Origin of the sequence: Blautia massiliensis (ex Durand et al. 2017) (assembly GCF_051861785.1) — a bacterium.
In the GTDB taxonomy this organism is placed as follows: domain Bacteria; phylum Bacillota; class Clostridia; order Lachnospirales; family Lachnospiraceae; genus Blautia_A; species Blautia_A luti_A.
The window spans coordinates 1,254,044-1,273,104 of the sequence record NZ_CP146725.1; the positions used below are offsets into that span (position 1 = coordinate 1,254,044).

Genomic DNA, 19,061 nt, shown 5'->3' on the forward strand with positions numbered 1-19,061 from the left:
TCATCACTCCTCCACCTGGATCACAAGTTCATGTTTATCCTGTTTCTGTTTTCCTTCCAGAATGGAAAGAAGCTGCTCTTTTTTCAATTTGATCTGTTCCATCTCTCCGGGTGCTGCCACCTGTTTTTTTCTGGAAAAGACCCGTTCTCCATCCAGATATGCACGGATGTAACAATTTTTATATACATTTCCCACACGGAAGCGGACCAGCTGCTCCTCCGCCATGTGACCGATACGGATCTCAGACGGCACTGTATAGCGGACTCCGTTTTGGGGCGAAAGCGTGATCTTTATCTCTTCCGGTATTTTGTCCTCTCCATTGTTGTTTATATAAAGAGCCGCATTTCTTCCTGCATTGCCGGCTTCCTCCGAAACAAAATCCACCAGATCATGAACATGAAGAACATTTCCGCAGGCAAAAACACCTTCTACATTTGTCTCCAGACTTTCATTTACCACCGGTCCGGAAGTCACATTGCTCAGCTTCACACCTGCCTGTCCGGAAAGCTCATTCTCCGGGATCAGACCAACAGAAAGAAGAAGCGTATCGCATTCAAAAAATTCCTCTGTACCGGGAATCGGGCGTCTGTTTTCATCTACCTCTGCAAGAGTGATTCCTTCCACGCGCTCTTTTCCTTTTATGTCAACCACTGTATGACTAAGCTTCAACGGGATACCAAAGTCATCCAGGCACTGCACGATATTTCGCTTCAGGCCTCCGGAATATGGCATCAGCTCTGCCACAGCCTTAACCTCTGCCCCTTCCAGTGTCATACGTCTGGCCATGATCAGTCCGATATCACCGGATCCCAGGATCACTACTTTTTTTCCCGGCATAAATCCTTCCATGTTTACAAGACGCTGTGCTGTTCCTGCTGAATAAATGCCTGCCGGTCGATATCCCGGAATGTTCAGTGCACCTCGCGGTCTCTCTCTGCAGCCCATGGCAAGGATCACAGCTTTTGCCCGGATCTGATACATTCCCTCCTGGCGGCTCATGGCAGTGATCACCTTATCCTGGCTGATATCCATGACCATGGTGTTCAGCCGGTACTCGATCTGCTGCTCTTTTACCATCCGGATAAAACGTGCCGCATATTCCGGTCCTGTCAGCTCCTCCTGAAATGTATGAAGGCCAAATCCATTATGGATACACTGGTTCAGGATCCCGCCCAGTTCCTTATCACGTTCCAGGATCAGGATACTCTCTGCTCCCTCTTTCTTTGCAGCCAGAGCTGCTGCCAGTCCTGCAGGGCCTCCGCCTATGATCACGATATCTCTCTTCACCATAATCTTATCATTCATGGTTCTCGCCCTCCTCTGCAATTTTCTTGTTGATTCCTTCGATCATTCTGGAAGCTCCGCCTCTTTTTGTGATCTCCTCCATGGAAATGCCAAGCTCTCGGCTGAGGATCTCCATTGTTCTGGGAGAACAGAAGCCTGACTGACATCTTCCCATTCCTGCTCTTGTACGACGTTTTACTCCATCCAGGGATTTCGCTCCAAGAGGTCTTCGGATCGCATCCAGAATCTCTCCCTCAGAGATCATCTCACATCTGCAGATGATATTTCCATATTCCGGTGACCTTTTGATCAGCTCATTTCTTTCTTCCAGAGAAAGCTCTGACGGATCCAAGATCCCTTTTCTCACCGGATCAAAATCCGGATTTACCTCCGGATGTAATTTTTCTTTTACGATGTCAGCAACCATACAGCCAATGGCCGGTGAGCTGGTAAGTCCCGGGGATGCGATTCCTGCACAATCGATAAATCCGGGAGCATCCTCCACCTCTTCGATCACAAAATCCATACCGTCCTCGATAGCTCGAAGCCCTGCAAAGCTTGTGATCACCTTCCGCAGTGGAATATCCTTTACTGTTTTCCGGGATTTGGCACTTACTTCCTCCATCCCCTCTGATGTAGTCGCTGTTTCCTCCCGATCCTCCAGATCCGTAGCTGTAGGCCCGATCAGAATGTTTCCATGGACAGTCTGTGTTACCAGAACTCCTTTTCCGCTCTTGTTCGGAAGCGCAAAGATCGTATGATTCACATGTGTTCCTGCACTTTTATCAAGAAGCATATACTCACCCCTACGAGGAGTGATATGCAGTTTTTTCTCACTTACCATATTATGAAAAACATCCGCATAGACCCCGGCAGCATTGACGATACAGCCTGTCTCAAAATCACCCTTTGAGGTTTCCACAACAAAACCTTTTTCCTGTTTTCGGATGTGCTTTACTTCTGTGTCAAATTTAAATTCCACGCCATTGTTATATGCATTCTCTGCCATTGCAATGTTCAGCTCAAAGGGACAGACAATTCCGGCTGTCGGTGCATACAGCGCTGCCAGCACCTGATCAGACAGATTCGGCTCCATGGCAAGTGCTTCTTCTCTGTCAAGGATCCTCAGTCCCTCTACTCCGTTTTTCATTCCTCTTTCACGCAGCTTATGCAGCATGGCGATTCCATTCTCAGTCGTACAGACAGTCAGTGAACCAGTCTGTTTAAAAGGAAAATCCAGTTCCTTCGAAAGCTGTCCCATCATATTGCTGCCCTTCACATTCAGTTCCGCCATAAGGCTTCCCGGTTCTGCATCATAACCGGAATGAGCGATTCCGCTGTTTGCCTTGGAAGTTCCGCAGCATACATCCTCTTCTCGCTCCAGAACGCAGATTTTCAGCCGATATCTTGAAAGCTCTCTCGCCGCTGCCGCTCCGGAAACTCCTGCTCCGATAATGATCACATCATACATAGATCTGTTTCTCCTTTCCTGTTTGCGGATCTTCTGAACTGTCCCCGGCTTTCTCTGCGCCGGAAACAGCAGAATATCCGTTGCAACACAAGCATTGCCGTCCGCAGGTAAATATTCTGCGAGGAGTACTGCTTACGAACAGCAATCTTTCAAGTGAATATGCCATTATTTTTATGCCGTAACCCTTTGTAACCCTTGTAATCCTTTTGAAACATTAACATTTGCGCATAAAAATAGCCGGCATAAAAACACACTTATCCATGTGTCTTCATGCCGGTCTCTGTTCTCAATGGCATTCTCTGTATTCAGCAAGCTGAATCAGATTCCTTCTTCACTTTGTATTCATTATATCAGACTATTCTTCACATTTCAAGTACATTTTTCGTAAAATATATCGTTTTTTCTTTAACATACTCTTAACTTTCTCAAAAACATGATAAGTTTCATTGTATTCCCGATTCCCGATCATATTTCCTCTACAGAAATAACTCCTTCCTGCTGCCTTACCTCGCGAAATACAGTATGGCGTGCTTTCCATTTGGCAGCTTCCATTGTTGCCTGGATCACCACACTCTGTGTTTTGGATCTCTTTTTGATGATAACTACGTTGGAGATCAGGATGTCCTCTTCCCGAAGCTTCTTTATGGCCATACTCATCTTGTCTTCATTTTCAAACTCCATATATACGTCATAGGTATTGGAATGTTCTTCCACATAAACCTCTATATATTTCGCATATTTGAACACCAGAATAAGTCCCAGCGTGGTAAAGATCGCACCGCTGTAAAAGCCGATCCCCACAGCAAGTCCGATGCACGCGGATGTCCAAAGACTGGCTGCTGTCGTAAGACCGGATACATGTCTCTGTCCGGTCACGATGATGGTTCCCACTCCGAGAAAACCGATTCCGCTGACAACCTGTGCGCCAAGTCGTGCAGTATCTCCGATTCCTGCCCCATTAGAATATACATGGATAAAATCGCCCGTCATCATAACCAGAGTTGCCCCCATACAGACAATCATATGTGTTTTTACACCTGCCACACGCTTCTTCATTCCACGATCAATACCGATCAGACATCCAAGAAACATCGCAAGAATCAGCCGAAACAGCGTCGATCCCATGTTTAAAGTGTGCAAATAATCCGATATTGCATTACATGCTCCGAGAATTCCGCCCATAAATTTGCCCCTTTCCTGTTGTAACATTTTTTTCTGCCGGTGATAACGCCAATAGCGCATCCTTCCATTTTGCCCTGCACGAACGCCGCAGGCCACACTCACTCCATTCGAAAGCTGTCTAGTCAGCCGGACTCACTCCGTCCGTCTCACTACACAGTTTTTCATATGATCCTGTGCCCCGGATATACACATTATCTGTAGTCTCACAACATGTAAAACAGCAGGGATACCGGCGCCCGGCGGCGGTATCCCTATCTGTTGCTCTATCTACTGATCAGAGGGCATTCTGATTATTTAATAGACTCGTTATAGTTCTCGATCGCTTTGTTTACAGAAGCTGCAAGCTGATCAACAGCGTCCTGAGTTGTAAGCTTGCCATCATATACCTGCGGCATGATCTCGTTGAATGTAAGACGGGCTTCTGTCTGTACACCGGAGAGAACACCTGCTGTATTGCAGTTTACAGGAGAATCCTTCAGCTGGTTGATAGCTGTCTCGAAGTTCGGGTTTTCTTTGAGGTAAGCCTTCATATCCTCTGTCTCATAGGCTTTCTCGTTGATCGCAAAGTATCCTGTACCCATGGACCATTTAGCCTGTACATCCGGAGTTGTAATGTACTCGATGAATTTCCATGCTGCATCTTCGTTAGCTTCGTTGCCTGTATCTGTAAGCCACAGGGATCCACCACCGATGATAACGCCGCCTTCATCATTCTGCTCGATTCTCGGAAGATATCCTGTACCAACTTCGAACGGAGAAGAATCAACTGCATTTTTCAGGATAGCAGTAGACTCGATGATCATACCAACCTGTCCGGAGAAGAATGCTGTCTGAGTATCTGCTGTTGTTGTTCCGTAATCTTCGAAGTATCCGGAATCATACAGCTTTTTCCACATATCAAATACTTTCAGGCCGCCGCCGTTGGAATCAAAATCAACAGCTGTAACTGCCTCTTTACGTCCATTGTCATTGTTTCCGTATGTTACGCCAAGTCCTGCAAGCTGCTGCTCAAAGAACCATCCGTAAATAGCCTGTGAATAACCAACCGGAGCTGCTCCGCTCTCTACGATCTTCTTGGCATCCTCAAGAACCTCATCATAAGTTGTCGGCGGAGTTTCAGGATCAAGTCCTGCTGCCTCAAATACGTCTTTGTTGTAATACAGCATAGGTGTGGATACGTTAAATGGCATTGCATACTGCTTGCCGTTTACGGTATAGTAGCTGCTGATAACCTCCATAACAGAGCTCTTATCATAGCCTGTGCTCTCAAATTTGTCTTCTACAGGAATGACAGCACCACTGTCACTCATGAACTTTGTTCCTACGTCATACATCTGGCAGACATCCGGAAGACCGGAGTCACTCTGCATAGCAGCTTTCAGTTTTGTGATGGTATCATCATAGGTTCCCTGATACTCAGCTTTAACCTCGATCTCATCCTGGGATGCGTTGAAATCATCCACGATCTGCTGAAGCACCTCACCGTTTGTGCCGCCCATTGCATGCCAGAATGTAAGTGTTGTCTTCTCAGCTGCACTTACTGAGCACGGAGCTGCCAGAGATGCAGCCATGATTCCTCCTAAAAGAATCGCCATCCATTTTTTGTTGTTCATATAGAAACCCTCCTTTTATAATGGTCCGACCCGCCCCAATACAGGTCGGACAAATTAACATTTTTGCTACTTGCTCTTATGTGATTGGATCAACCCTTAACAGCACCTGCTGTCAGACCACTGATCATCTGCTTCTGACCAATGATAAATACAAGGATCGACGGAATCAGGATAACCATAGCGCCAGCCATAACCGGTCGGAAGTCTGTTGCCTCAGCCCCCTGAAGCATACCAAGACCGATCTGAACTGTTCTCATATTTACACTGTCTGTTACAAGCAGTGGCCACAGATAGTAGTTCCAGCTCTGAAGGAATACATAGATGATCAGAGCACCCAGTGATGGTTTGATAAGCGGAACACCGATGGTATATAAGAACTTGAAATTTGTACATCCGTCAATCTCTGCAGCCTCATGGATCTCCTTCGGCAGTGTCAGGAATGCCTGACGCATGTTGAATACTGCAAAAGCTGCTGCTGCATTAGGAAGGATCAGCGCTGCGTATGTATTACGGATACCCCAGTCAGCAATAGTCAGGTAGTTTGCGATGATGATCGCCTGGCTCGGGATCATCATGGTTGCCAGCATGATATAGAACAGGACCTTTTTGCCTTTGAACTCCATCATTGCAAAAGCATATGCTGCAAGAGCGCCTGTGACAACCTGAGCAAATGTGATAACACCGGATACGATCAGTGAGTTCTTAATGAAGGTAAAGAACGGTGCAAGCTGAAATGCTCTTGTGTAGTTCTCGATAGTCAGATGGGACGGCCAGAACTTTCCGCCATAGATCTCCTTCAGATCCATCATACTAACGTTGAAGCAGTATACAACAGGAACAATAATAATAATTGCAAAAATAATATTCAGCGCATACATCGCCACTTTTACATATGGTTTTTCTTTCATCAGTAGGTCACCTTCTTTTCCAGTCTAAACTGCAGTGCAGTCAGGATGATCAAAATAACAAACAGAATTACGGATTCTGAACAGGCCACACCGAAACGGCTGTTGATAAATGCCTCCTGGTAAATCTCATACACGATAACGTTGGTACTCTCTGCCGGTCCGCCCTGGGTCATCATCTTGAACTCTGCGTATGCCTGTACGGAGTTGATGACATTGATGATGAGAAGGAAGAACAGTGTCGGAGAGATTGACGGAATCGTTACATGACGGTGCTTCTGGAAGAAATTCGCTCCATCCAGGGCAACGCTCTCATAAAGCTCAGCCGGTACACTCTGGATCGCTGCAGTAAGGTAAATGAAATTCATACCGATCGCCATCCATACACTAACGATCGTAACTGCGATCAGTGCATATTTCTTATCTGTCAGCCATCCGATATGAGTTCCGAGAGCCTTGTTCAGGATACCCAGAGAGCTGTGGAAAATAAACATGAACACTACAGATGCCGCTGCTGCGGAAATAGCCATCGGAAGTGCATATACAGTACGGAAAAATCCCTTTGCCCTGATCTTCTCTGTACTGATGATCGCCAGTATAAAACCGAGCACAATAGAAAGGATAACTCGCATAACAGAGAATTTCAGTGTTGTCACCAAACTGTTAAGGAACGTTCCATCTGTAAAAATATTCGTATAGTTGTCAAGTCCTACATACTGTGCCACCTGACCAAGAGGTGTGGTTCTGGCAAAGCTCAGCTGGATCGTCTTAACGAACGGCCAGAATACAAACAGTATAAAAAGGATCATTACAGGAACCAGATAGAGATAAGGCTCCACTGTCCTGAAAAAAGATTTTTTACTTTTCATTGTATATCACCTGCTTTTCATAAATTTACGTACTACCGATCAGCTGCATCATCACGATATCTCTGTCCCCCTGACAGTGCTGATCATGTTGCTCATTACACATTCTGCTGAAAAACATTTCCGTTATATCTTCCAGCAATTACCCCAATACATTAGGCAAAACTTTCATTTACGTTCTGCTGTCAAAAATGCCCTCTCACTACCCTCCTTTGTATTTGCGCGTTTGTTATCTTTACCAACTTTTTACCAAATGATAACACTTTTATCACATATAATCAACAGTTATTTCACTATTTTTCAATATTCTTTATTTATTTTAGACAATTATTATTTGATAATAATTATTTTTTTATCTATTTTATACAATTTATCGTACTTCAATAAGGCAATCCATTCTGATCACCTTTTCTAAAAAACAGATAAAAAAATCGGCAGAAAATAACACATCCTTCGATGTATATCTTCTGCCGTTCTCTCTTCTCAATGGCATCATCTGTTTTTATACAAAACAGACACAATCTCAACTTGTTAACCCAGATTATACAGTAAAATCCACTATAAATCAAGACCAAACGCATATTTTTTATGCAAATCTTATAAATACTTTTTTCACAAGCAATCCATTTCATTACACGGAAATTGTCTTTAATTCACAGCTGTTGTGGAACAATTATACTTTTTTCTTCCTGTACCAGGATATTAAATACAAAACTATACCAAAAATTATCAAAAATGGAGCAACTGCCACCAAAACAGTTGTTAAAAGTATCACAATTAACGCTGCAATGGCGATCACGATCGCCTTCCCATACCATGTGCTCAGATCCAGTTTAAAGCTTCTTGCCTTTCCGGCACTGCTCTCCGTCCCATTATCCGCATAATCATCTGCACCGTAGCTCTCTTCAGAATAACCGGATTCATCATAAACAGCTGCACTGTCATCTGTATCGATCAAAGTCTTGGCGATCAGCCTGGGATCCCCCAGTTCTGCCAGAACATCTGATTCACTTCGGCCGTTCCGGACCTGAGACTGAATGTAATCCTCATAATACCGCACATGAGCCGCAGCTCTCCCCTGGGTCATCTGTCCGGACAGCTGCCCCCGTAAAACCTCAAGAAACTCTCTTCTGCTCATAAATATGTCAAACCTTTCTTATGAAATATAATGAAAAAAACAAAACTCAAAACAACTCCAGAAACCTCAACCTGAAAACTTCTGCAAATTCTTTTTTATTACTATTACTCTTTTAAAATTTTTCTCATTATACCATAACCCATAAATTTAAATCAGAAACAAATCATAAAATTTTGATTAAAAAATAAAAAATCATAGTACAGCGCAAAGGGCGGTTCATTTCCGGATGCCGCCAAAGCCGCATTCGGAAACGAATCGCCCTCCATGACGTTCGTTATGCCGTCAAAAATCACTCAACATGAACAGCCCCTGTACTCCTGATATTCATCGGATAGACATTTTCCCTTCCAACATACTGAGCCATATAGTCCACATACGCATCTGCGTTCTCGATCGGAAGCACGCACATGATAACTCCTGCAAAACCACCACCATGAACTCTGCAGATACCAGCACCGATCTTATTCAGAAACAGCTTGGTAAGCGCCAGACTCAACGTGATCTTCTGCTCCTTGCAATTCTGCAGAGAATAACAGTTCTGCAGCCACTCCCAGGAAGAATTACCGGACTCCTCAAGAAGACGCAGGAATCCCTCACCGTCTTTATTCCCAACAGCCTTTACAGCATCTGCAACACGTCTGTTCTCTTCATAAAAATGCATCGCACGAAGAACAGCACGGTCATTCGAAATATCCTTCACATGTGCCAGAAGATTCTCCATACTGGACTCACAGAGAAGCTCTACACCCATAGCCTTCGCAGCCTCACGCATCTCCATAGGAATAGAAGAATATTCCTCACTGAGATCTGCATGGCCCTTACCGGTATTTACGATCACAAGTCTGCAGCCCATATCCTCAAAGGAAAATGCGATCTTCGCACAGCTGATATTCTCTTTATCAGAGAAATCCAGAAGGATCGGACCACCGGCAGCACAAGCCATCTGGTCCATCAGACCGGAAGCCTTTTTCCAGTAAACATTCTCAGCATACTGACCTGCTCTCGCATACTCGCCATACTCCAGCTTACCTTCATTAAAGAAATAATTGGCGATCGCACATACAAGCATCTCAAAGGAAGCAGAGGAGCTTACACCTGCAGCGGCAATAACCTTGGTGGAAACATAAGCGTCAAATCCACCGGTAGCATAGCCTTTTTTCTGCATATACTCCATAATACCTGCAACAAGAGCATCTGTACCTTTTGTATAGGTTTCTGTGCTGAGCTTGTCAAGATCAACAACTACTTCCTGTTTGTAACCCTCACTGATCATATGGATCACATTGGTTCCGTTTGGATAAGCAGCACCGATGGTATCCAGATCGATACTTGCAGCAATGATCTGACCGCCGTTATGATCCACATGGTTGCCAATGATCTCCGTACGGCCCGGAGCAGTAAAAAACTCTGCCTTGTCATGATGATATTTCTTCTCGAAATTTACAGCAAGATTGGTATAACGGGCGCTGCTTTCCTCTGTTTCACCATAGATTTTTTTCAGCACGTCTGCTGCCGGAATTTTAATTGTTCCCATTTTTTCTTCCTCCTGTTATATAGTTTACACCCCAGATCCGGAAGAACCTGAAAAAATCTTCCGCTCTGTCACGCTTCATGGTTACTGTTCACTCCGTTCTCAGCAACACGCTTCGCAATGCGCGGAATATTACCAGTGAATAGTAACGCTTCATGTACTTTTATTATAACAGTTCCGTCTTTTCTGTCCATAACAATTTTGTGTAAAAACCGTATTATTTTGTGGTGATCCCGGAATATCCCTTTGCATTTTCTGCCTTTTCTGATAAAATAAATTCCACTATGAAAAGCAGATATACACTTCAGGATCCGCGCACAGAAGGAAGGAGGTAACACCTTGCAGATCATCACAGATCCCGCCGGAAAAGAACTGAAAAAACACGGAGACAGCTCCTTCCCATTCCTGGTAAGCTACGAGCGGCTTTCCGGCTATGAGACCGGTTCCTTTCTGTGGCACTGGCATCCGGAGATCGAGCTTACCTATATCGAAAAGGGCGAAATGCTCTACAAGATCAATCAGAATACCTTTCACCTGAAAGAGGGACAGGCAATCTTTGGCAATGCCAATGCCCTTCATGCCGGATATATGTATCAGGATCAGGACTGTCAGTATATCCCCATAACCTTTGACCCCAAACTGATCTACGGATTTTCGGGAAGCCTTCTTTTTCAGAAATATACAGAACCGATCCTCCGAAGCTTTTCCCTGTCCGCCGTACCGCTTGATCTATCCTGCAAATGGCATTCCGAGGCCATAAAAGATATCCGTGACATCATCGACCTGGACAGTAGCCGGAAACCCATGTATGAATTTGAGATCATCGCCAGACTGCAGCACTTCTGGAAAATCTTGTATGAAAATACGATCTCCCAGGCAACTCTTCCATCCGGTCAGGATGAAGAAAACTACCGCCGCATCCGTCAGATCATGTCCTATATCGCAGAACACTACTCTGAAAAGATCCTCCTGAATGATGTCGCAGACCTGATCCACTTAAGTCCCAGCGAATGCAGCCGGCTTTTCAAAAAATGCATGAATATCACACTCTTCGGATACATCCAGGAATACCGCATTGAACGCAGCCTGGAATATCTGGAAAATCCCTCCTGTTCTATTACGGAATCAGGACTACTGTCCGGTTTTTCGGACTCTAATTATTACACAAAGGTCTTTACGAAAATCAAGGGCTGTACACCAAGACAGTACAGAAAAAATCAGGAGCTGTGACATGCTCCTGATCTTTAACCGTTCAGTGCTCCATACCTATGAAGCGGAACAATATTTATCTGTGAAAATGGCTGTTATCTGAACAGCTCTTTCATTGCCGGATACAGTTTGCGGAATTTCCGGTATTTTTCTTCATATTTTGCAACCAGCTCCGGTTCCGGTTCTACCGTATCTACTACCCTGACCAGCTTATTACAGATCGTTTCCACATCCGGGTATTCACCGCAGCCTACTGCTGCCAGCATTGCACCGCCCATGGACGGACCTTCCTCATTCTCCGGCACATCCACCTTCAGGTTCATCACATTTGCGATGATCTTTTTCCAGAGAGGGCTCTTGGCTCCGCCGCCGCAGATCTTGGTGCGCTCAATATGGATCCCGAGGCTTCTTGCAACCTCAAGGGAATCTCGAAGTCCGAAAGCAACTCCTTCCAGAACAGCCTGGGTCATATCTGCTCTCGTGGTATCCATGGACATTCCGAAAAATACGCCTCTTGCATCCGGGTTGTTATGCGGAGATCTCTCTCCCATCAGATATGGAAGAAAGAATACCTGATTCTCACCAAGCTTCCGGATCGGTGCCTGCTCTGCCGCGAAATCCTTTGTCTTAAGAATCTCCTCAGACCACCATTTGTTGCAGGATGCAGCACTTAACATGCAACCCATAAGGTGATAGCTTCCATCTGCATGATCAAAAGAATGAAGTGCATTGTTTTCATCCACTCCGAAATCTTTGCTGGAAATAAAGATCGTACCGGATGTTCCAAGGGAAATGTTGCACTGGCCGTCACCAACAGTTCCTGTTCCCACAGCTGCTGCAGCATTGTCGCCTGCACCTGCTACAACCTTCACATCTTCTGAGAAGCCAAGCTCTTTTGCAACTTCTGCTTTCAGATTTCCGACTACCTGCCAGCTCTCGTACAGTTTCGGAAGCTGTTCCTCCGTGATATGGCAGATTTCAAGCATCTCTTTTGACCAACAGCGGTTCTTCACATCAAGAAGAAGCATACCGGAAGCATCGGATACATCTGTACAGAAGGATCCGCTTAAGCGATAGGCAAGATAATCCTTCGGAAGCATGATCTTTACCACTTTTTTAAAATTCTCAGGCTCATGCTTCTGCATCCAGAGGATCTTTGGTGCAGTGAAGCCTGCAAATGCAATGTTTGCGGTATACTGAGAAAGTTTTTCCTTTCCGATAACCGTATTAAGATATTCCGTCTCCTCACCGGTACGGCCGTCATTCCAGAGAATCGCCGGACGGATCACATTGTCATCTTTATCCAGAGTTACAAGACCGTGCATCTGGCCGCCAAAACCAATTCCTGCTACTTCTTTGCGGTCAATCCCTTCTGTGAGCTCTTTGATCCCTTCCATGCTCTGGGCGAACCAGTCCTCCGGATTCTGCTCAGACCAGCCCGGATGGGGGAAGAACAGCGGATATTCTTTTGATACGATGTTGCAGATCTTTCCGGATCCTTCCATAAGAAGAAGCTTTACAGCGGAAGTTCCAAGATCAACGCCAATATAATACATAATAATTTTTTCCTCCTGTAAATACAGAAACCGCGGCTCTCAGTTCGCAGCGTCTGCACGCCTGAGAGCTCGCGGTTTCTGAATCGTATTTAACCAAATCAAGAAAGTCCCCTGCGAGGTTACGAAAAGCAATAAGCAGCGAGTGGGGACTTGCTTGTATCAGGCAGCACATACGGATGATCTTATCTGCCCGTTTTAATTATCTCCAAGGATTTTCCGTCGGATATCTCACGCCTGCCGGCTGGTTGTAGCCGATCTCCTCAACCGGTACACCGATATATTTGAACACCTCGAAGAGAGCTTTTCCGTGATGTCCGAATGCTACAGCACCGTGATGCGGGAAGCCTCCCTCAATCAGTACGTGGCGGTAGAAACGTCCCATCTCCGGAATTGCGAATACACCGATAGCTCCGAAGGAACGTGTTGCAACCGGAAGAACCTCGCCATGTGCGATATATGCACGAAGCTTGTTGTCCGCTGTACTCTGCAGACGATAGAAGGTGATATCTCCAGGCTTGATATCTCCCTCAAGAGTTCCGTTTGTAACCTCGATCGGAAGGGATCTTGCCATGATCATCTGATATTTCATCTCACAGAAGGACAGCTTGCTGGATGCTGTGTTTCCACAATGGAATCCCATAAAGGTATCCTGAAGTGTATAGTTGAATTTTCCTTCGATAGATTCTTTGTACATATCCTTCGGAACGGAGTTATTGATATCAAGAAGTGTAACGATATCATCACTTACAACCTGTCCGATGAACTCACTTAATGTTCCGTAGATATCAACCTCACAGGATACCGGAATTCCCTGTGCTGTCAGGCGGCTGTTTACATAACACGGAACGAATCCGAACTGTGTCTGGAATGCCGGCCAGCATTTACCTGTCAGTGTTACATATTTACGATATCCCTTGTGATCTCTCACCCAGTCTTTCAGAGTCAGCTCATACTGTGCAAGTTTCGGAAGGATCTCCGGCTTCTTGTTTCCTGCGCCAAGCTCCTCTTCCATCTCTTTAACGATCGCCGGGATTCTCTCATCACCTGCATGATTGTTAAATGCCTCGAAAAGATCCAGCTCAGAATTCTCCTCGATCTCTACGCCAAGGTTGTAAAGCTGTTTGATCGGTGCATTGCATGCAAGGAAGTTTGTAGGACGCGGTCCGAAGCTGATGATCTTCAGGTTGCTCAATCCCTCGATCGCTCTTGCGATAGGAAGGAATTCATGGATCATATCCGCGCAGTCCTCTGCATCACCTACCGGATACTCCGGAATATAGGCTTTTACATTACGAAGCTGCAGGTTGTAGCTTGCATTCAGCATACCGCAGTAAGCATCTCCACGTCCCTGGCAGAGATTATCCTGTGTTTCCTCAGCTGCTGCGATAAACATCTTCGGTCCCTCGAAATGCTTTGCAAGAAGGGTCTCAGAAATCTCCGGTCCGAAGTTTCCAAGATATACACAGAGTGCGTTACAGCCTGCTTTTTTGATATCCTCCAGAGCCTGGACCATATGGATCTCACTCTCTACGATACAGACCGGACATTCGTAGATATCCTTTGCATCGTATTTCTTTGTGTAAGCTTCTACAAGAGCTTTTCTCCTGTTTACGGAAAGACTTTCCGGAAAACAATCTCTGCTGACTGCAACGATTCCGATCTTAACTTCTGGCATGTTGTTCATAATCTTCATTCTCCTTTTTATATCCGGCAGATTTTCCACCGGTGATATTATTGTTCGTTTGTAACTATTCACTTCATCAAAAATCAGTCAAGTGTGATATTTTCACCCTTCAATCCATTGAATGCGCCTTCAATCTTCGCATCCTCATGAGCGATAAGCCATTTATTCCTGGCTGTCATCAAACCGTCCTCTCCGTCCTCTGACATTGAAAAATCAATCTCTGTGTTGGTTCCTCTCGGAAGAACAACTACACACTGAAATCCGCTCTCATTCACATGACACGGTGCATAGTGGAGCGTTGTGGCATAAACCTCGATCCCGGTTCCTGCCGGTACCAGAAATGCCTCCACCTTTGAGGTATCGTATGTAAGATCCTCTTCTATATCCTGCTGATGTCCGATAAGCAGTACAAGATCTGTCACTGCTACATTGATCTCGGAATTCCGATGATATTCCAGGGCATTCAGCTTTTTGTTGTGACCATTACAATATCCGATCTGGACAGGTAATCCACCAAACGCTCTGTTTTTCAGCTCTTTTTCCACATCGAGAGCTTCCAGCTCCTCTGCTGACGGAACATATACCACATTCTCCGGGACCGGTGTATGCTTCATCTCCTTCAGAAGCGGACCGAAATTGTATCCCTCCAGAACCTTTCCGTATCTGCGGAAAGCCGGATCTGTTACTTTCTGAATTTTCACGATTTAACCCTCCTTACAAAATTACTGTTTCACAGCTTCTCTGCATCTTCGTTTTGAACTGAAAAAAGCATACCACATCATGGTATGCTTTTCGCCGCTTTTCTTGACTCATTCATAGCACTTTTTTGACATTTTTATAATTCTGACGCTCCACTCTTCCCGGCAGGATCCCGTAACGCTTTACAAATTCCCTGGAAAAAGCCCTACTGCTTGCAAACCCGTTGTCAAGTGCGATGGAGCTGATGGTATGATCTGTATTCAAAAGCTCCTTATAGGCATATGCCATGCGGATATCCTGTAAATATGTCTTAAAATTGACCCTCGCATATTTCCGGAACATCCTTGACAGATATGCATCGGAATATCCGAACATGGCTGCAAGTCCGGAAAGCCTGAGATCCTCCTTGTAATGCTCCCGCATATAAGTGGTTATTTTTGACAAAGCATCCAATCTGCGGCTGATCTTCAGCGCATTCTCCTCCACCTCTGTTTCCCTGTATGCGGAAACCATAAGATAAAGGATTTCATAGAACACTGCCCTGATACGGAATTCGTACCCCGTTTCCCCGGATACATACACCCGGTACATCTCCCGGATCAGAGAAACCATCCTCCTGTCTGTTTCCTCAGACTCTTCGTTTCTGCTCCGAAAACGAATAAATCTCTGAGCGGTAAAATAATCCGAAAACTGCTTCAGCGGGATCTGCAGTACGATGGTCTCATTACGTACTGGCGCCTGAATAGAATGTACTTCATTGGAATTAATGATCAGAAACTCCCCTGCCTTCAGCGGATACTCTTTCTCATCGATATAAAAATAAAGGCTCCCCTCCATCACCGCAAAGATCTCGATCGAAGTATGCCAGTGTTTTTCCCGTACATAATTTCCGTTTCTTCCTTCAAAAAGAAAAAGCTTAAAAGGAAATCCTTCATTGGGAATGATCAATTCATGCTGAAACTCCATGCTCCTTCTCCCTTTCCTGCTGTCCGGTCTGGACCCGGCGCATCATACTTCCGTAAAAAGCCGCCAGGATCTGCTGAAATAACGTTCCGATCATAACCGGAAATAATGTTTCCGCCGGAAAATACGCTCCCGCGATCACCGCACCGGCGCTGATGTTCCGCATTCCGGAACCATAGATCATGGAAACCGTTGCCTCTTTATTCTGCCTTGTAAGAATGGCAATGATCCAGCCGATGGCATATCCCCCTGCTGCCAGGACCAGGATCGCTGCTGCTACCTCCAGCCGTTCTCCGTTAAGATGCTTCATATAAGGAGAAACCTTGGAGGAATTGGAAGTTACCACAAAGATCAGGCACATTTTTGAAAAAGGTGCCAGCTTTTTCGGCCAGGTCTCCATAACCTTTCCATGGCTGACTTCATTAAGGCACATGGCAAGGACTGCCGGCAGAGCGATCATGAAAACCAGCTCCTTCATCATTCCCACAGTATCCATTTTTACGCTGGAACCCACCAGAAGCTTCAATACTGCCGGGATCAGAAAGGGAGCCAGGATCGTATCGATCACAACCAGCGAAAGTGACAGCGGACTGTTTCCATTATAAATGGATACCCACATCAGACTGATCACCGCTGCAGGTACGGAAAATTCCAGCACCATTCCTGTGATATAATTCATATTGCCCGGAAACAGAAGATGTCCCAGACCGCAGGCGGCCACCGGTCCCAGCACATGAAGGACCAGCAGCATCAGGATCAGCGGAAGCGGCCGCTTAAACACATCTGCCACATCACGGAATCTGGATTTCAGTGCGCCGATAAAGGTCATAAACGCAAAAGCATACGTCACATAGGGCACGCCATGCTTCGCAATATCCGGAAACAGTACCCCCGTAAGCAGACAAGCCGGCGTCACAAAAGCCATCCATTTCTCCATAAAGCTGTTAAATTTTTCCAGCATATCACACCTCTTGTTTATCTTTTTTTCTGTCTTTTTTTACAGTTTATCACAAAAAAACAGCGGTGCAAGAAAAAAATCCTCTGTTTTATAGCCGATTCCGGACAAATATGATATGATAGTACCCATCCAAAAGCAACCTGAAACCAGGGCGGACTACAGATATCCGCCAAAATGATCATTTATTATGATCTGGAAAACGAGGCAAAAAATGATTTCTTTAATTATACCATGCTTCAATGAGGAAGAATCTCTTCCGCTTTTTTACCCGGAAGCCACTTCTGTCCTCAGGCAAATGAACTGTGATTATGAACTGATCTTTGTGAATGACGGTTCCAGAGACAGAACCCTTGAGATTTTAAAAGAACTTTCCGAAAAGGATCCTCATGTGATCTATCTTTCTTTTTCCAGAAACTTTGGAAAGGAAGCTGCCATGTATGCAGGCTTCTGCAATGCCGGCGGCGATTATGTAGCAGTGATGGACGCTGATCTTCAGGATCCGCCGTCCCTTCTCCCGGAAATGCTGGAGAAGCTGGAATCCGGAGAATATGACAGCGTTGCCACCAGACGTGTCAGCCGTGACGGAGAGCCACCTATCCGGAGCTTTTTTGCCCGGAAATTTTATCGACTGATCAATAAGATCTCGGATGCAGATATTGTGGACGGCGCCAGAGACTTCCGTCTGATGAAGCGCAGTATGGTGGATGCCATCGTCTCCATGAGTGAGTACAACCGCTTCTCCAAGGGAATCTTCGGCTGGATCGGTTTCCGCACCTGCTGGCTCCCCTACAAAAATATCGAACGCGTAGCCGGTGAGACCAAATGGAACTTCTGGAAGCTGTTTAAATACGCCGTCAGCGGCATCATCAATTTCTCTCAGGTACCGCTGACCATCGCCTCCTGGTTCGGAACGACCATGACCGGTTTTTCCTTTCTGGTCCTGGTAGCCATCATCGTCCGAAAGCTGATCTTCGATGATCCGGTCCCAGGCTGGGCTTCCACCATCTGTGTCATCATCTTCATCGGCGGCCTGCAGCTTTTCTGCCTGGGTATCATGGGACAATACATAGCTAAAACCTATATGGAGGTCAAGCAGCGCCCCCATTACATCATAGCAGAGTCCAACAAAAAGGACTTTACACCCATACGTTGATTTTCTATTCTGTCGGAAGCTCGACCACCTGATATTCGTGGCCCAGCGCCGGCAGGATTTTTTCTTTTACATCACTGGTCTTCATTAACAAAGTGGAAGTATTGATACACGGATGGCATCCGAAATATTCTTCATCCAGGACTTCTTTATCGATCACCAGATGTACCTTCTTTTCTCTGTCAAAGATCAGTCCCATCAGACTTAAGGATCCCGGAGTAATGTTCAGATATTCCTCCATCTGCTCTCCGTCTGCAAAGGAAAGTCTGGCTGTTCCGATCTGTTTGGACAGAAATTTTGTTTTAAACGGCTTCTCTCCCGGCATCAGCAGCAGATAGAAATCCGTTTTCTGTCGGTTGCAGAGAAAAAGATTTTTGCATATCTGCGCTCCCAGAAGCTGATCCACTGCCTCGCAGGCCTCCATGGTCATCAGTGCTTCATGATCTGCTCTTTTATATTCAATCCCAAGACTATCCAGAAAATCGTACACTGCGATTTCCTTCTCCAGACGGCCCTCGGTGTTCTCCGGTCTTCCTGTATAGATCGTTTTGTCAATTCTTGGTTCTTCCATGGTGTCTCCTCCGTTATTTTTACATTCTCATATGTGCAGGTCTTAGCCGCAGCACATTACGCTTTACCGTTTTACCCGTAACCTGCCGATTTGTTTAATCATAGCACACCTGTAACAAATAAGATACTCCGGATTTCCGTCTGACTATTGACGATATCAGCCTCGGATGCTATACTCTCAGGCAGAAAGGGAATGAAGTTCTCCCCCGATCTTTATCGAAACCGCCAATGAGCTGATGACTTCTGTGCAATGCACGGGGTTACCAGCTTTTTTTGATGGAT

At 45.5% G+C, this 19,061-nt stretch carries 16 protein-coding genes and 1 riboswitch; of the genes, 2 read left to right on the top strand and 14 right to left on the bottom strand.

All coding sequences use genetic code 11. The features are described 5' to 3' along the window. Positions 1-3: 3 nt before the first annotated feature. The 8 genes from V9W66_RS05995 to V9W66_RS06030 form a co-directional block, all read right to left on the bottom strand. Complete coding sequence (locus V9W66_RS05995; protein WP_144093918.1) at positions 4-1,290, bottom strand: NAD(P)/FAD-dependent oxidoreductase; 1,287 nt, start codon at positions 1,288-1,290, stop codon at positions 4-6. 7 nt (positions 1,291-1,297) lie between these two features. Continuing rightward, a complete protein-coding gene (locus tag V9W66_RS06000) occupies positions 1,298-2,755 on the bottom strand; it encodes an NAD(P)/FAD-dependent oxidoreductase (RefSeq protein WP_144093914.1) in 1,458 nt (485 codons plus the stop codon). Positions 2,756-3,220: 465 nt separating this feature from the next. After that, positions 3,221-3,964, bottom strand: a complete 744-nt coding sequence (locus tag V9W66_RS06005) for an MgtC/SapB family protein (RefSeq protein ID WP_186290047.1) — start codon at positions 3,962-3,964, stop codon at positions 3,221-3,223. Positions 3,965-4,227: 263 nt separating this feature from the next. Further along, complete coding sequence (locus V9W66_RS06010; RefSeq protein WP_144093912.1) at positions 4,228-5,550, bottom strand: ABC transporter substrate-binding protein; 1,323 nt, start codon at positions 5,548-5,550, stop codon at positions 4,228-4,230. Positions 5,551-5,639: 89 nt separating this feature from the next. Further along, a complete protein-coding gene (locus V9W66_RS06015) occupies positions 5,640-6,458 on the bottom strand; it encodes a carbohydrate ABC transporter permease (protein WP_243121677.1) in 819 nt (272 codons plus the stop codon). Next, positions 6,458-7,324, bottom strand: coding sequence for a carbohydrate ABC transporter permease (locus V9W66_RS06020; protein ID WP_243125573.1), 867 nt, complete (start codon positions 7,322-7,324; stop codon positions 6,458-6,460). The genes V9W66_RS06015 and V9W66_RS06020 overlap by 1 nt, the downstream gene beginning before the upstream one ends. Before the next feature lie 670 nt (positions 7,325-7,994). After that, the gene (locus V9W66_RS06025) at positions 7,995-8,459 is read right to left on the bottom strand and encodes a DUF1700 domain-containing protein (RefSeq protein ID WP_022426942.1); all 465 of its coding nucleotides are present in this window, start codon (positions 8,457-8,459) and stop codon (positions 7,995-7,997) included. Between the two features lie 289 nt (positions 8,460-8,748). After that, a complete protein-coding gene (locus V9W66_RS06030; RefSeq protein ID WP_144093916.1) occupies positions 8,749-9,984 on the bottom strand; it encodes a galactokinase family protein in 1,236 nt (411 codons plus the stop codon). Positions 9,985-10,329: 345 nt separating this feature from the next. On the opposite strand from V9W66_RS06030, the gene V9W66_RS06035 reads away from it, so the two are divergent. Then, a complete protein-coding gene (locus V9W66_RS06035) occupies positions 10,330-11,220 on the top strand; it encodes an AraC family transcriptional regulator (protein WP_022426940.1) in 891 nt (296 codons plus the stop codon). 74 nt (positions 11,221-11,294) lie between these two features. On the opposite strand, the gene xylB is transcribed toward V9W66_RS06035, so the two are convergent. The 5 genes from xylB to V9W66_RS06060 form a co-directional block, all read right to left on the bottom strand. Then, positions 11,295-12,755, bottom strand: a complete 1,461-nt coding sequence (gene xylB, locus V9W66_RS06040; RefSeq protein WP_144093911.1) for a xylulokinase — start codon at positions 12,753-12,755, stop codon at positions 11,295-11,297. A gap of 199 nt (positions 12,756-12,954) precedes the next feature. Continuing rightward, on the bottom strand, positions 12,955-14,439 hold the full coding sequence (locus V9W66_RS06045; protein WP_118515064.1) for an L-fucose/L-arabinose isomerase family protein: 1,485 nt from the start codon (positions 14,437-14,439) through the stop codon (positions 12,955-12,957). A gap of 83 nt (positions 14,440-14,522) precedes the next feature. Beyond that, positions 14,523-15,140, bottom strand: coding sequence for a DUF4867 family protein (locus tag V9W66_RS06050; RefSeq protein WP_144093910.1), 618 nt, complete (start codon positions 15,138-15,140; stop codon positions 14,523-14,525). A 112-nt stretch (positions 15,141-15,252) separates the two neighbouring features. Then, positions 15,253-16,104 carry an AraC family transcriptional regulator gene (locus V9W66_RS06055; RefSeq protein ID WP_144093909.1) on the bottom strand — a complete coding sequence of 284 codons (852 nt, stop codon included), beginning with the start codon at positions 16,102-16,104 and terminating at the stop codon, positions 15,253-15,255. Continuing rightward, positions 16,088-17,062, bottom strand: a complete 975-nt coding sequence (locus V9W66_RS06060; protein WP_144093908.1) for a bile acid:sodium symporter family protein — start codon at positions 17,060-17,062, stop codon at positions 16,088-16,090. Before V9W66_RS06060 ends, V9W66_RS06055 begins: the two co-directional genes overlap by 17 nt. A gap of 208 nt (positions 17,063-17,270) precedes the next feature. Here V9W66_RS06060 and V9W66_RS06065 point away from each other — a divergent pair, with 208 nt between their 5' ends. Further along, a complete protein-coding gene (locus V9W66_RS06065) occupies positions 17,271-18,212 on the top strand; it encodes a glycosyltransferase family 2 protein (protein ID WP_118625916.1) in 942 nt (313 codons plus the stop codon). Positions 18,213-18,216: 4 nt separating this feature from the next. Here V9W66_RS06065 and V9W66_RS06070 read toward each other — a convergent pair whose 3' ends face one another. After that, a complete protein-coding gene (locus V9W66_RS06070; protein ID WP_144093907.1) occupies positions 18,217-18,780 on the bottom strand; it encodes a prolyl-tRNA synthetase associated domain-containing protein in 564 nt (187 codons plus the stop codon). Between the two features lie 179 nt (positions 18,781-18,959). Then, positions 18,960-19,032, top strand: a riboswitch (Fluoride riboswitch). The last annotated feature ends 29 nt before the right edge of the window (positions 19,033-19,061 follow it).

Bases quoted from the DNA above. Each gene is read 5' to 3' on its own strand.
- V9W66_RS05995 (WP_144093918.1), bottom strand. From the start codon at position 1,290: ATGGTGAAGAGAGATATCGTGATCATAGGCGGAGGCCCTGCAGGACTG.
- V9W66_RS06000 (WP_144093914.1), bottom strand. From the start codon at position 2,755: ATGTATGATGTGATCATTATCGGAGCAGGAGTTTCCGGAGCGGCAGCG.
- V9W66_RS06005 (WP_186290047.1), bottom strand. From the start codon at position 3,964: ATGTTACAACAGGAAAGGGGCAAATTTATGGGCGGAATTCTCGGAGCA.
- V9W66_RS06010 (WP_144093912.1), bottom strand. From the start codon at position 5,550: ATGAACAACAAAAAATGGATGGCGATTCTTTTAGGAGGAATCATGGCT.
- V9W66_RS06015 (WP_243121677.1), bottom strand. From the start codon at position 6,458: ATGAAAGAAAAACCATATGTAAAAGTGGCGATGTATGCGCTGAATATT.
- V9W66_RS06020 (WP_243125573.1), bottom strand. From the start codon at position 7,324: ATGAAAAGTAAAAAATCTTTTTTCAGGACAGTGGAGCCTTATCTCTAT.
- V9W66_RS06025 (WP_022426942.1), bottom strand. From the start codon at position 8,459: ATGAGCAGAAGAGAGTTTCTTGAGGTTTTACGGGGGCAGCTGTCCGGA.
- xylB (WP_144093911.1), bottom strand. From the start codon at position 12,755: ATGTATTATATTGGCGTTGATCTTGGAACTTCCGCTGTAAAGCTTCTT.
- V9W66_RS06045 (WP_118515064.1), bottom strand. From the start codon at position 14,439: ATGAACAACATGCCAGAAGTTAAGATCGGAATCGTTGCAGTCAGCAGA.
- V9W66_RS06055 (WP_144093909.1), bottom strand. From the start codon at position 16,104: ATGGAGTTTCAGCATGAATTGATCATTCCCAATGAAGGATTTCCTTTT.
- V9W66_RS06060 (WP_144093908.1), bottom strand. From the start codon at position 17,062: ATGCTGGAAAAATTTAACAGCTTTATGGAGAAATGGATGGCTTTTGTG.
- V9W66_RS06065 (WP_118625916.1), top strand. From the start codon at position 17,271: ATGATTTCTTTAATTATACCATGCTTCAATGAGGAAGAATCTCTTCCG.
- V9W66_RS06070 (WP_144093907.1), bottom strand. From the start codon at position 18,780: ATGGAAGAACCAAGAATTGACAAAACGATCTATACAGGAAGACCGGAG.